The organism is Stenotrophomonas capsici (genome assembly GCF_034961085.1).
In the GTDB taxonomy this organism is placed as follows: Bacteria; Pseudomonadota; Gammaproteobacteria; order Xanthomonadales; family Xanthomonadaceae; genus Stenotrophomonas; species Stenotrophomonas capsici.
In genome coordinates this window covers 1-13,177 of the sequence record NZ_JAYFUH010000226.1, presented here as the reverse complement: position 1 = coordinate 13,177, position 13,177 = coordinate 1, and the positions used below count along the sequence as shown (strand labels likewise).

General features: G+C 68.2%; 12 protein-coding genes and 1 pseudogene. 3 read left to right on the top strand and 10 right to left on the bottom strand.

Features of this window, described 5'->3' with window-relative positions:
• A pseudogene (locus tag VA603_RS11775) lies at window positions 1-392 on the bottom strand (S9 family peptidase); the annotation flags it as partial.
• Window positions 393-494: 102 nt separating this feature from the next.
• Here VA603_RS11775 and VA603_RS11770 point away from each other — a divergent pair.
• Window positions 495-1,802 carry a WD40 repeat domain-containing protein gene (locus VA603_RS11770; protein WP_323438960.1) on the top strand — a complete coding sequence of 436 codons (1,308 nt, stop codon included), beginning with the start codon at window positions 495-497 and terminating at the stop codon, window positions 1,800-1,802.
• A gap of 49 nt (window positions 1,803-1,851) precedes the next feature.
• Here VA603_RS11770 and VA603_RS11765 read toward each other — a convergent pair whose 3' ends face one another.
• Complete coding sequence (locus VA603_RS11765; RefSeq protein WP_132863753.1) at window positions 1,852-2,541, bottom strand: glutathione binding-like protein; 690 nt, start codon at window positions 2,539-2,541, stop codon at window positions 1,852-1,854.
• Between the two features lie 108 nt (window positions 2,542-2,649).
• On the opposite strand from VA603_RS11765, the gene VA603_RS11760 reads away from it, so the two are divergent.
• Window positions 2,650-3,234: a TIGR00645 family protein gene (locus tag VA603_RS11760; RefSeq protein ID WP_323438959.1), complete on the top strand. Its 585-nt coding sequence runs from the start codon at window positions 2,650-2,652 to the stop codon at window positions 3,232-3,234.
• Between the two features lie 190 nt (window positions 3,235-3,424).
• Window positions 3,425-4,444, top strand: coding sequence for an energy transducer TonB (locus VA603_RS11755; RefSeq protein ID WP_132863757.1), 1,020 nt, complete (start codon window positions 3,425-3,427; stop codon window positions 4,442-4,444).
• Between the two features lie 255 nt (window positions 4,445-4,699).
• On the opposite strand, the gene VA603_RS11750 is transcribed toward VA603_RS11755, so the two are convergent.
• The 8 genes from VA603_RS11750 to VA603_RS11715 form a co-directional block, all read right to left on the bottom strand.
• Window positions 4,700-5,893, bottom strand: coding sequence for an ABC transporter permease (locus tag VA603_RS11750; RefSeq protein WP_132863758.1), 1,194 nt, complete (start codon window positions 5,891-5,893; stop codon window positions 4,700-4,702).
• On the bottom strand, window positions 5,890-6,645 hold the full coding sequence (locus VA603_RS11745; RefSeq protein WP_323438958.1) for an ABC transporter ATP-binding protein: 756 nt from the start codon (window positions 6,643-6,645) through the stop codon (window positions 5,890-5,892). The genes VA603_RS11750 and VA603_RS11745 overlap by 4 nt, the downstream gene beginning before the upstream one ends.
• A 30-nt stretch (window positions 6,646-6,675) precedes the next feature.
• A complete protein-coding gene (locus tag VA603_RS11740; protein ID WP_132866097.1) occupies window positions 6,676-8,166 on the bottom strand; it encodes an alpha/beta hydrolase in 1,491 nt (496 codons plus the stop codon).
• 71 nt (window positions 8,167-8,237) lie between these two features.
• On the bottom strand, window positions 8,238-8,435 hold the full coding sequence (locus VA603_RS11735) for a helix-turn-helix transcriptional regulator (protein WP_132863762.1): 198 nt from the start codon (window positions 8,433-8,435) through the stop codon (window positions 8,238-8,240).
• 7 nt (window positions 8,436-8,442) lie between these two features.
• Window positions 8,443-9,027 carry a hypothetical protein gene (locus VA603_RS11730; RefSeq protein ID WP_313253523.1) on the bottom strand — a complete coding sequence of 195 codons (585 nt, stop codon included), beginning with the start codon at window positions 9,025-9,027 and terminating at the stop codon, window positions 8,443-8,445.
• Window positions 9,028-9,180: 153 nt separating this feature from the next.
• Complete coding sequence (locus VA603_RS11725) at window positions 9,181-9,858, bottom strand: response regulator (protein ID WP_192287030.1); 678 nt, start codon at window positions 9,856-9,858, stop codon at window positions 9,181-9,183.
• Between the two features lie 304 nt (window positions 9,859-10,162).
• Window positions 10,163-10,852: a LuxR C-terminal-related transcriptional regulator gene (locus VA603_RS11720; RefSeq protein WP_207911791.1), complete on the bottom strand. Its 690-nt coding sequence runs from the start codon at window positions 10,850-10,852 to the stop codon at window positions 10,163-10,165.
• Between the two features lie 178 nt (window positions 10,853-11,030).
• On the bottom strand, window positions 11,031-13,177 hold a 2,147-nt coding region (locus VA603_RS11715; protein ID WP_323438957.1), incomplete at its 5' end, for a fimbria/pilus outer membrane usher protein.

Below are 13,177 nucleotides of genomic sequence, written 5' to 3'. Positions count from 1 at the left end.
AGCTCGCCGCCCAGCGGGAACAGCAGGCTCTTCGCGTCCGGCGACCACTGGTAGTCGACGATGCCGCTCAGCGCGGCGATGCGCTGGCGCTCGCGGCGCGCCTTCTCGGCATCACTGAGGGTTTCCTCGCCGGGCAGCACCACCTTCGAATCCACCAGCAACCGGGTCTGGCCGCTGGCGATGTCGTATTCCCACAGGTCCAGCTGGTTGCGGTCGCTGTCCTTGCCGCGCAGGAAGGTCACCCGCGAACCATCGGGGGCCACCTTGGGCTTCATCAGCGTCGGGCCGGTCAGCGGTGCATTGCCGGTGATGGCCTCCAGGGTGAGTTTTTCGGCTTGGGCGACTGCAGGCATGGCACACATCATGGCAAGGGCAAGGAACAAGGGACGCATGGGATTCCTGTCGAAGGCATCACGGATCGCGCCATCCTAACGGAGCTGCCTCTACAGTGCCGGGGCCAAAAGTCCTGCATTCACATGGAGCTTCCCACGGTCATGGCCGACGCAACCCCGCAACAACAATGGCACGACGCCGTACATTCCTACGCCCACCATCTCAACGCCTATATCGCCGAGGGCGACGCCTGCGGCTGGGAGGGCATCGGCGAACCCGATGACCCGCCGGCGCTGTCGGCACTGCTGCCGGAACTGCGCCAGCAGCTGCGTGCCGCCAATGCCGAAGGCAGCGAGGCGGCCATTGCCCGCCTGCGCAGCCAGTGGCCACCCCTGCACGAGGCCACCAACCCCTTGCTGGAAGACAACGGCCAGGGATTCGGCGCGCTGGCCTGGCGTGCCGATGGCAGCCTGCTGATCCGCACCGGCACCTGGTATGAACCCGGCCAGGTGCTGCGCCTGCAGGGCCTGGAAGTCACCCCGGAGCCGGACCTGCAGATGTTCGGCAGCAGCCCGGATGGCCGGGTGCTGGCCCTGCTCCGCGAGGGCCGGATCGCACTGGTCCACGGCGCCGACGACACCCCGGTCGCGGTGCTGCCACTACCCACCGGCCAGGAAGGGCTGCCGTCCGTCCTGGCCGCGCTGGCCGAAGACGACGCCACCGTGCAGCAGCTGGTGCCGTTCAACGATGGCCAGCGCGTGGTGGTGGTGCAGGCCGGCGGCGTGTTCCTGTGCAGTGCCACCGGCATCCAGCGCCTGCTGCCTGCCGCCCGTGAACTGGAAGAGGCCGCCGGCGAAGACGACCCCTACGGCGTGCGCCTGGACATGGTGCATGCGGCGGTGTCGCCCGACGGCAACTGGATCGCCTGCGGCCACCAGGACGGCCGCCATCGCATCTTCGACGGCCACGGAACGCCGGTCAGCGAGGTCGGCCCGCACGGCGAATACCCGCACCATGCGGCGTTCTTCGCCGATGGCCGGCACGTCGCGCTCAATGCCTGCCACTTCTACAACGGCGCCACCATCGGCGTGGAGGTCGCGGCGCTGGCCCAGATCGACACGGACTTCTATGAAGACCACCCGGCGGTGCGGGTGATCGAGCCCGGTGCGCGCGTCTATGCCAGCGCACCGCTGCCGGAAGGGCTGGTGCTCGGCGACGCCTATGGCTACCTGCGTGCGGTGGACAGCGCGGGAACCGTGCTGTGGAAGCAGCACGTCGGCAGCACCATCAGCGCCATGGCCACCTCACCGGACGGCCGCACGCTGGCGGTGGGCAGCCATTCGGGCACGCTGCACCTGCTCGACCTGGCCTCGACCGACGCCCGCCCCGAGCAGGTCGGCACCCACCCGCGCCGCGAACTGCGCCGCTGGCTGTTCTGGAAGCAGGAAGCACGGCCGCTGGCCTGGTGAGCATGGCCCCGCGGCGGCGGGGCCATGCCACGGGCAACGCTGGCCGGGCTCAGCGTTGCCCGAACAGGTGCCGCTTCTCTTCCTCGCTCAGTGGCTGCCCGGCCTGCGGGTTCACGGTCGGCCCGATCGCATAGGCGCGCTGGGTAGCCGGGCGTGCGGCGATGGCCTGGTGCCAGCGGCGCAGGTGCGGGAAGGCGTCGAAATCCACCGGCAGCTTGGCGTAGGCACCGATCCACGGGTAGCTGGCCATGTCAGCGATGCCGTAGTCGTCGCCGGCCAGGTAGGCCGACTGCTCCAACCGCTTGTCCATCACCCGGTGCAGGCGGCGCACCTCGCTGTCATAGCGCTCGATGGCGTAGGGAATGCGCTCGGGCGCATACACGTTGAAGTGCCCCATCTGCCCGCTCATCGGGCCCAGCCCGCCCATCTGCCAGAACAGCCATTCCAGCGTCGCGGCTCGGCCGCGCAGGTCGGTGGGCAGGAAACGGCCGGTCTTCTCGGCCAGGTACAGCAGGATCGCGCCGGACTCGAACACGCTCAGCGGCGCACCGCCGTCGGCCGGGGCATGGTCGACGATGGCCGGCATCTTGTTGTTCGGCGAGATGGCCAGGAACTCGGCCTGGAACTGGTCGCCCTTGCCGATGTTGACCGGGTGGATGCGGTATTCCAGGCCCGCCTCCTCCAGGAACAGGGTGATCTTGTGGCCATTGGGGGTGGGCCAGTAGTGCAGGTCGATCATGAACACGCCTCCATCGGGACTGACACCGAGTGTACCGAGGCACACCGCTTGGCAGCGTGTGGGGGCGCCCGTTAACCTGCGCGCTTTCCGCAACGCAGCATCCCTTTCATGTCCGACCGCAAACCGTTGAGCCCGCTCTCGTCCCTGATCTTCGCCTCGCGTTGGCTGCAGTTGCCGCTGTATCTGGGCCTGATCGTCGCGCAGTGCGTCTACGTGTACCTGTTCGGCAACGAGCTGTGGCACCTGATCACCCACGCGCAGACCTGGACCGAGCAGCAGATCATGTTGATCGTGCTGGGCCTGATCGACGTGGTGATGATCTCCAACCTGCTGGTGATGGTGATCGTCGGCGGCTATGAAACCTTCGTCTCGCGGCTGCGCCTGGACGGCCACCCGGACCAGCCGGAGTGGCTGAGCCACGTCAACGCCTCGGTGCTGAAGGTCAAGCTGGCCATGGCGATCATCGGCATCTCCTCCATCCACCTGCTCAAGACCTTCATCGAGTCCAGCCAGGTCGGGGCGCCGCTGTGCACCAAGGCGCTGACCGAGGCCGGCGAGCTGTGCTCCAAGTTCACCGCCGACGGCGTGATGTGGCAGACCATCATCCACTGCGTGTTCATCCTGTCGGCGATCGGCATTGCCTGGACCGACAAGCTGATGAGCAACGGCCACGCCAAGCCGGCCGCGCACTGAGTACCCCCGATGGGCGCCACAATGTGACGCCCATCACTTTTTCACCCTGTCACAATTTTCTGGCACCGCAGCCCGGTTCAGCGATGCTAGATTCGCGCTTCACTGTCGGCCGCCGCGGCTTTGGGAAACGCCGCGCCTTCTCGCCCATCAGGCACGGCCGTCCACGTTCGTCGATTCAAGGGGATGTTTGATGTCGTACGTCACGAAGCAAGGCAGGCTGCGCCTGTTGGCACCCGTCGTTCTGCTGGCCTCGCTGGCCGCCTGTTCCGGACCGGATGAAACCGCGCCTGCCGCCGCCAATACCGCCGCGGCTCCGGCCGCCGCCGCGCAGGCGGCCGCGGCCGACAAGGCCGCCTCGGAGAAGGTGCAGGGCATGGACACCGGCACGTTGCGCGATGCCGCCAGTGCCGCGCTGCGCGAGAACCGCATGTACGCCCCGGCCGGTGACAACGCGATGGAGTACTACCTGGCCCTGCGCGACAAGCTGCCCGACGATGCCTCGATCAAGAGCGCACTGACCGACCTGCAGCCCTACACCCTGATCGCCGCCGAGCAGGCGCTGGCCCGCGAGGACTTCACCGAAGCCCAGCGCCTGATCGCGCTGGTGGAGAAGGTCGACCCCAGCGCACCGGCGTTGCCGCGCCTGAAGCAGGGCGTGACCAGCGGCATCCAGGTCGCCGAGCGCCGCACCACCGACGAAGCCGACAAGGCCAAGCGTGACGCCGAGAACCGCGCCAAGCAGCAGGTCGAGCAGCAGCGCCTGGCCCAGCAGCAGGCCGCCGAAGCCTCGGCCGCCCAGCAGCTGGCCGCCCGCCAGGAAGCCGCGCGCAAGGAAAGCGAGCGACTGGAGGCCGAACGCCAGGCCGCCGCCCGCCGCGAGGCCGAGCAGCGCAGCGCCGCCCAGGCGGCCGCCGCCGCTGCCGCCGCGCCGAAGCCGGCCGCGGCCCCCGCCGCCCCGACCCTTCGCGCGGTCAGCACCCCGGCCCCACGCTACCCGGCCGATGCACTGCGTTCGGGCACCTCCGGCGAAGTGCTGGTGGAACTGACCATCGGCACCGACGGCTCGGTCACCGACGCCCGCATCCTGCGTGCCACCCCGGCGCGCGTGTTCGACCGCGAAGCACTGGCCGCGGTCAGGCGCTGGAAGTTCGAGCCGATGGGCAGCCCGGTCACCACCCGCCGCACCCTGGCCTTCGCACCGAACAAGTAAGCCCGCAGGTGCATGATGGCGACGAAGGCCCGGAGCGATCCGGGCCTTCTGCGTTTTGCCCCGTGCGGTGATCGTGCCGGCGACGCGCGGATGCGGTGCCGACAGGGCTGCAGCCGCACCGGTGATCCGGAAGCGATGGGGCCTGCCCTGCCGACATCGCGCCACACCACGTCCCGGGCAGTGCCGTGCCGACCGCTGCCCACCAAACAGAAGGCCCGGCATTCGCCGGGCCTTCTGCATCGCACTGCGGGTCGATCAACCCGAGATCGCCAGGCGCTCCTGGCGGTAACGCCACACCGCGATCCCCCACAACACCAGCGCCAGGCCCAGCGAGGCCAGCAGGTACACCACCCACTGCGTGGCCGACGGCATCTCGCCACGGGTCACCTTCACCAGCATCTGGTTCTGCGACAGGAACGGCACCGCGTACTGCCACAGCTGGGTGTCCTTCAGCGGATAGGCCATCAGCGCGTAACCCGGCAGCATCGGCAGCATCATCAGCCAGGCGATGTGGCTCTGTGCTTCCTTCATGCTCTTGGCGCTGGCCGCCAGGCAGGTCAGCAGCGCGGTGCCGATCACCACCAGCGGCAGCAGGATGGTCAGCAGCTTGCCCATCGCCGCGAAGCTCACGTCCAGCGACGTGGCCGCGCCGGTGCCCATGCTGGCGCTGAGCTTGAAGGAGAGCAGGATCAGCAGCATCGACACCAGCCCGACCGTGACCGCGGCCAGCATCTTGCCGCTGACCAGCGCGCCACGCGCCGCCGGCGTCGCCAGCAGGGGCTCCAGCGACTGCCGCTCACGTTCGCCGGCGGTGGTGTCCATCGCCAGGTGCGAGCCACCGATGAAGGCCGACAGCATCAGCACCAGCGGCAACACGATCGACAGGAAGATGCCACGCTTGGCCTCGGCCGTGGCCAGGTCACGCGTGCCGACGTTGACCGGCGCGGCCACCTTCGGATCCACGCCGCGCGCCAACAGCCGCAACGCCCCCACCGACTGGCTGTACTCGCCCAGCGTGGTCTTCAGCCGCATCACCTGCACGTCGCTGGTACGGCGCGTGGTGTCGGCTAGCACGTCGACCTTGGCCGGCTTGCCGGCATGCCAATCCTCGGCGAAGTCCGGATCGATGATCAGCGCCACGTCGTCCTTCTGCGCGCGGATGCGGGCCTCGATGTCCTTCGGCGCCTCGGTGGCGTTGATGCCGCGGCTGGCCAGGAAGGCCACCAGGTTCGGCGCCTGCGCCATGCCGACCACCGGCAGGGCCAGATCCTTGTCCAGCTGGTTCTCGGTGCGCAGGCTGGTCAGCTTGCTCATGCCCAGGAACATCAGCGGGTACAGCAGCGGTGCGGTCAGCAGGGTGAGCAGGAAGGTGCGGCGGTCACGGGCGAAGTCGCGCAGCTCCTTGCGCATCACCGTGATCATGCAGCCCAGGAATCCGGTCCGGTTCATGCGTGCAGGCCCTCCTCGCTGCCGATCAGCTTGACGAAGGCATCCTCCAGGTTGGACTCGTGCGCATGCTCGCGCAGCTCGTCCGGAGTGCCCTGCGCCACCACCCGGCCATGGGCGATGACGACGATGCGGTCACACAGCGCCGCCACCTCCTGCATGATGTGGCTGGAGAAGATCACGCAGCGCCCCTCTTCGCGCAGCTCCTTGAGGAAACCGCGCAGGCCGCGGGTGGTCATCACGTCCAGGCCGTTGGTCGGCTCGTCGAGGATCACGTTGCGCGGGTCGTGGATCAGCGCGCGGGCAATAGCGGTCTTGGTCCGCTGGCCCTGGCTGAAGCCCTCGGTGGCGCGGTCCAGGAAGTCCTCCATCTGCAGCGCGGCGGCCAGCCGCGCGGTGCGCGCGGCGATGTCGGTGGCCGACATGCCGTGCAGCTCGCCGAAATAGTCGATGTTCTCGCGCGCGGTCAGGCGCTTGTACACGCCCCGCGCGTCGGGCAGCACGCCCAGGTTGCGGCGCACCGTGTCCGGGTCCACCGCCGGGTCCACGCCATCGACCAGCACGCGGCCGCTCTCCGGCGTCATCAGGGTATAGAGCATGCGCAGCGTGGTGGTCTTGCCGGCACCGTTGGGGCCGAGCAGACCGGTGATCTCACCATCGCGCGCGGTGAAGCCCACCTCGTCCACGGCGATCACCGGGCTCTTGTCCTTGCCCCTGCCGGGGAAGGTCTTGCGGAGTCGTTCTGCAACGATCATGTAAGCGGATTCCTCAGTGATGCGTCGAGATCACGGTTCCCAGCCATTGAAGCTGGTGAACGGTGGCACGTAGTTGATCTTGTCCAGGCAGCTCGCATCCAGCGCGCGCGCATCGGCCTTGTCCATGAACTCGGTGAACAGCTTGGGCATGCAGCCGGCACCGATCACGTTGTGGCCCTGCCCGCGCAGCACGAACAGGCGGCCATTGGGCAGGTGCTTGACCACTTCCTCGCCATAGCGCGGCGGCGTGACCGGGTCGAACTCGCCTTCCAGCACCAGTGCCGGCACCTGCGTGGCCAGCGGTGCGTGGAAATCCGCCGGGGCCTTGCCCTTGGGCCACACCGCGCACATCGCGGCCAGGCCTTCGGCCATGCGGTTGCCGAGCACGGTGTGCTCGTCGCCGGCGGTGGCGACCATGCTGTCGGCATCCTCGCTGCAGACCACCGACAGCTGCATGCCCATGGCCATGCTCTGGCTCATGTCCGACTGCAGCATCTGCGCCAATGCCATCAGGTTCTCGTAACGGCCGGCGCTGGCTTCGTGGATCAGCTTGGGCAGCAGCGCGCCGGCGGCGGGCATGTAGGCGTACATGCGCACCAGCCCGGCGACCAGGTCGGCGTTCAACTCACCCTGTTTCTGCTCACCGGTGGCCGCATCGCGGTAGGTGACGCTGACCGGTTGCGCGCGCAGGCGTGCCAGCAGCGCGTCCAGTTCGGCGCGCGGGTCGCCCAGGGCGTCCTTGCACGAAGGCGTGAGGGTGCACTGGGCGAACTGCTTGGCCAGCGCATCGTCCAGGTTGCGCGCGAAGATGTTGCCCAGTGGCTGGCTGTTGGGCACCACCGAGTCGAGCACGATGCTGCGCGTCTGCTGCGGGTGGCGCATGGCGTACTGCTGGGCCACGCGGGTGCCGTAGCTGACGCCGATCAGGTTGATCTGCTCGGCGCCGATGGCCTTGCGCACGTCCTCCAGGTCGGCGACCGCGTCGGTGGTGGTGTAGTGGCGCAGGTCGGCCTTCTGCGAGAGCGTGCGCGCACAGGCGGCCGCATGCGCGCCCATGGCCGCGGCCGACACGTCGGTGCCTTCGCTGTCGGCGCAGGCCAGCAGGTTGGAGTCGCCGGTGCCGCGCTGGTCGACCAGGATCACGTTGCGCTGCTCGCGCACCTTGGTGAAGGCCGGGTCCAGCATCGGGTAGCTGTCCACCGCCGACTGGCCGGGGCCGCCGGCCAGGAACAACACCGGGTCGGGCTTGAAGTTGCCTTCCTTCTCCGGTGCCAGCCAGGCGATGTTGAGGGCGATCCGGCGACCCTGCGGGTTGGCCCGGTCCTCCGGGACCTGCAACGTGGCGCATTGCGCCTCCAGGCTGGCGCGGCCGAACGTCGAGTCCAGGCTGCACGGCTTGAACGCCAGTGACCCCAGCACCATGCCCTTGGCGGGAGCGGCATCGGGTGGGGAGGCACTGCATCCCAGCAGGCCGCCGGCGACGGCCATGCCCAGGACAGTGGTACGGATGGTGCGGGACATCATCGGAACAGCCCCTCTCGGTTGAAAGCGTGGATTTGGACCTGCTGCATCACCAGACGCAGCATGGCCGGCTATGTGACATCAGGGAAGAAGATCCCCTCGATCTTCTGCTCGAACACGCGGGCGATGCGGAACGCCAGGGGCAGGCTGGGGTCGTACTTGCCGGTCTCCAGCGCATTGACCGTCTGCCGCGACACCTCCAGGCGTTCGGCCAGTTCCCCCTGCGACCAGCCCCTGGCTTCGCGCAGTTCGCGCAGACGGTTCTCCATCCCGGCCTCAGTGGTAGCGCCGTGCGACCACGGCCTTGGCCAGGCCGTAGGACAGGCAGACCAGCGGGAACACCCAGATCATCGCCACGTTGGACGGCACGTCGATGACCTTGGCCGACTGCAGGAAGCCCCCGGTCAGGTAGACCAGCGACACGAACGCGGTGGCGGCGCTGACCGCTTCCAGTTCGATGCGCTGCTGCATTTCATCGACGTCGCGGATGTAGCGGACCATCGCGCGCAGCACCAGCACGATCGGCGGTACCGGCAGCAGTGCGATCAATGCGCGCAGCCCGGCGCCTTCGGCGCCACGCAGCAGGTACATCGACAGGCACAGCAACACCACGTAGCCGAGCATGGCCACGACCACTTCACGGGTGTAGCGACGGCGCAGGGTCGGGGTGGCGGCATCGCAGCCGGCCGGCATCAACCGGCGCAGCACGCCGGCGATCAACAGGCCCAGGCCGATCCCGGCCAGCACCCCGGCCGCGCGTGCGTTGACCAGCGCCGCCAGCAACTGCTGCAGCAGCACGCCGCCCAGCAGCAGGACCGCGCCACTGCCCAGCAGCCACCATGACAACGCAGGGCGGCTCATGGCCGTTGCCCCACGCGCGGGTTGGCACGGGAACGCATGAAAGTGCGTGTCTGGCGCATGGTCCTGCCCTGTAAAGGATGCTTGACACATCCTGCAGTGCGGGCCCGGCCTCTGTCAAGCGTCCTTTACAAGCCCACCAAAGCGATGCGTGCCTCAGTGCGCCCGTTGTACCGCCATGCGCGCGTCGCCGCCGACCAGGCCCGACTCCAGCCCGTAACGCAGCAGGTCCAGGTCGCGCTTGAGGCCGAGCTTGAGCATGGCCGCACCCTTCTGGCTGCTGATGGTCTTCTTGCTGCGGTTGAGCCGCTCGGCGATCTCGTTGACGGTCATGCCCGATACGTACAGCCGGATCACTTCCAGCTCGCGTCCGCTCAATGCATGGATCTGCGCGCGGCTGGTGGTGATCGAATCGGCCACCTCGGCGATGGTCGGCGACAGGTAGCGGCCATCGGCGTAGGCCACGTGCACGGCCGGCATCAGGTGGCTCATCGAGTCGGACTTGCTGAGGATGCAGGTGATGCCCAGCTTCAGCAGCGAGTGCACGATGCCGGGGTTGTCCAGCATGGTCAGCACCACGATGCGCAGCTCGGGGAAGCGCTGGCGGATCAGCCGGAACAGAAACATGCCGTCACCGTGCCGGCCACCGGGCATCGCGTAGCCGGTGATCAACACGTCGCACTCCACCCGGCCAAGCAGCTCCAGCAGTTCGCTGGAATTGCGCGCGGTACCCATGATCGATGCGCCACCGGAGGCTTCGATCACGTGATGGATGCCGGCACGGACGGCGGAATGATCGTCCGCGATGACGACCCTGAGGCTGAGTGGTTTCATGATGGTCAGAGTGGTGAAGGTAGGCGGGCCGATGCACCGTGCAGGCACGCGCGGGCATCGTCGTGTGCCTGGACCGACCCGTTGGTTGTTCCGGCACAATTTGTTAATTAAATGTATGTGCGGGCGCACAACGATGTAAGCGCCCAGGTCCGAAACCGGCCAGGCGGCCGATAGGACAGGTCTGAATTGATGCACGCAAGGCATCATCCGCCGTTCAAAGCGTGATCTTCGTGCGTGCATCCTTGCAAAAGAAACTGCGTGTGCCGCGTCGTCGTGGCTCACGCCATGGACATGCGGGCCGCACTCATTCCACGGCCGGGTCGACGCCGCCCGACGATGCCGGTGCGACCAGACCATTCTCCATCGCGTAACGGAACAGGTCCACGTCACGCTCCACGCCCAGCTTCTCCATCGCCTTGGCCTTCTGCGTGCTGATGGTCTTCTTGCTGCGATGCAGGCGCTCGGCGATCTCGTTGACGGTCAGCCCCGACGCGAACAACCGCACCACTTCCGCTTCGCGCTGGCTCAGCACGCCGTCCGGGTTGCGGCTGCGGCGGTTCCAGTCGACGCCGCTCACCACCCGTTCGATGCTCGGCGAGAAGTACCGGCCCTGCGTGCGCGCGGCATGGATGGCCGGCACCAGGTGGGTGATCGCATCGGACTTGCTGACGATGCACTGCACGCCCTGGGTCACCAGCGTGTGCAGCACCGCCGGGTTGTCCAGCATGGTCAGCACCACCAGCTTCACGTCCGGGAAGCGACGCCGCATCAGGCCGAACAGCGCCACGCCGTCGCCCACCTCGCCGCCAGGCATGGCGTAGTCGGAAACCACGACGTCGCACGGCACTTCGGCCAGCAAGGCCATCAGTGCCGTCGAATCACCGGCCGTCCCCACCAGTTCGATGGTCGATACCGAAGACAGTTCATGCCGCACGCCGGCGATCATCCCGGGATGATCGTCGGCCAGTACCACCCGGATCCTGAAGCTGTCCACGCCACCCCCTCCAACGACCACCGCCCGCCGGCCGGTTCCGCCCTTGAAGGGTGCACCCATCGGCACACATGGGGACCATGTGCTGGGGCGATTCTATGTCAGTGGCCAGCCCGCCGCGCAAGCGCGTGCAAGCGCCGGCGGGCCTGCTGCGACGTGCAGGCGCAATCCGTGGCGCGGCTCACTCGCCGCTGACGAAGTTCCACACCGGCGCGGCGTCGTCCTCGCGCAGATCGGCCACCTGCGTGACGCACTGGCCCGGCACCACCTGGATGCCCTCGTCCTTGCCGCGTGCCGGCAGGTGATAGTCGATGCGGCACAGCGCGCGCGCATCATCGGCCCAGCGCACGGTCAACGTGCCGGTCTCGCGCAGGCCACGCACGAAGATGCGACCGCCCTGCCCGACCACGCCGACTTCGCGGTCATCCTCGTCGATGACATTGGCGCCGAACGGCAGCACCGAACCGTCCTGTCGGCGTACTTCCAGCACCGCAGAGCGCCCGGACTCGGTGGCGAAGCGCACCTTCGCCACGGCACCGGCGCGCGGAGTGACCTGCTGGCTGTTGAGCTTCAGTTCCACGTCCGTGGACAGGCCCTTCGGGTCGATGCTGATCGTGTTCGCGCGGTACGGGGTCAGGTACGGGATGACCGCGTAGCCGCGCCCGTCCACCTTGACGCCGGCGGCGTTGAGCAGGCGCGCGCCCTTCGCATCGGGCACCTCGACGATGCCGAAGGTTTCCGACAGCGGCTGGGACAGCGTCCAGCCATCGGCATGGATCACCACCGCGCCGCGCGCGCCCACCGATGCCTGCGAGTGGTGGCTGCCCACCGCCATGCTGGCCTGCAGGTCGGCCTTGCCAGCGCGGTACATCAGGTTGGCATTGAGGTCGGAGGTGCTGTCGATGTCGCCGCCGCGTGCATGTGCCAGCGACAGGCCGTAGGACAGCTGGTTCTCCTCGCCCACGGTGCCGGACAGGGTGCTCTGCGCACGCGAGCGACCGCCATCGTTGTAGGACAGGTTGTTGCTCAGGGTCCGGGACCGGCCTGCGCTGCCCAGCCGCACCGTCAGGCTGGCATAGTACTGGGTATCGGCGCGGCCATCGGCGCTGTGCTGGCGATTGGCCGAGATGCCGTAGTTCATCCGCCCCAGCGAACCGCTGTAGCCGAAGGAGTAGTTCACGTCCGAGCCGGGCCGGTTCCAGTAGTCGGACAGCGACGCGGTGGCATGCAGGCGGCCATGGCGCTCGCCCAGGCGCTGCCCCATGCTCAGCGAGGCGCGATTGCGCTGGCGCTGCGGTGCCCAGACATCGCTGTGGCGTTCGGCCTCACGTGCCTGCATCGCTTCGCCCAGGCCATAGAAGCCGCCGGTCGAGTAGCGGTACGCCGCGATCGCGACGTGGGTACCGGTGGCGGCGATGTCGCGTGCATAGCTCAGCCGGTAGCTGGCCCCGCGCACCGCGTTGCCATCGGCCAGGACGGTGGAGGACTGGGTGACGTCAGCGCCCACCGCGCCGAGGCGGGTGTTCAGGGCCACGCCCACCATGCCGGCGGCATAGTCCGGCGCGGCGGTGACGCCGGCGTAGCCGGTCACGCGGTTGGACAGGCCACGCTGCCAGGTGCCCTGCGCGAACAACGGCTCATCGCGGCCCTGATGCTGGCGCAGCTCACCCATCGTGGCGCTGAAGCGGGTCACCCCTGGGCGCAACGACAACGGCACTGCGGCAAACGGCACCGAGAACATGCGCTGGCTGCCATCGGCTTCCTGGATGGTGACCTCCAGGTCACCGCCGTAACCGGTGGCGTAGAGATCATCGATCTCGAACGCACCCGGTGCCACCGTGGTCTCGTGGATCAGCGAGCCGCCCTGACGGATCGTGATCCTGGCATTGCTGTTGGCCACGCCACGCACGGTCGGCGCGTAGCCGCGACGCGATTCGGGCAGCATGCGGTCGTCGGCTTCCAGGCGCACGCCACGGAAACCGACCGAATCGAACAGGTCACCGCTGGTGAAGGCCTCGCCGAGGGTCAGCTCGGCCGACAAGGCCGCCACCTCGCGCTTGGCATAGGTAGCCATGGCCTGGTAGTCGCGCTGGCCCCGGGTGTCGAAGCTGTAGGAGCCGTCATGGCGCAGGCGCCAGCCCCCCACGTTCAAACCGGCATTCACGCCAAGGTAGCCGCGGGTGACGGCGGCGTTGCCGCGCATCTTCTGCTGGTAGACATTGAAGCTGTAACCCAGCGAGGCGGCGTTGATGCCGGCATCCCAGTTGGAGGGATCCACGTAGCCACGCGCGCGACGCAGCATGGCGGCCTGCGGGATGCTCACCTCCA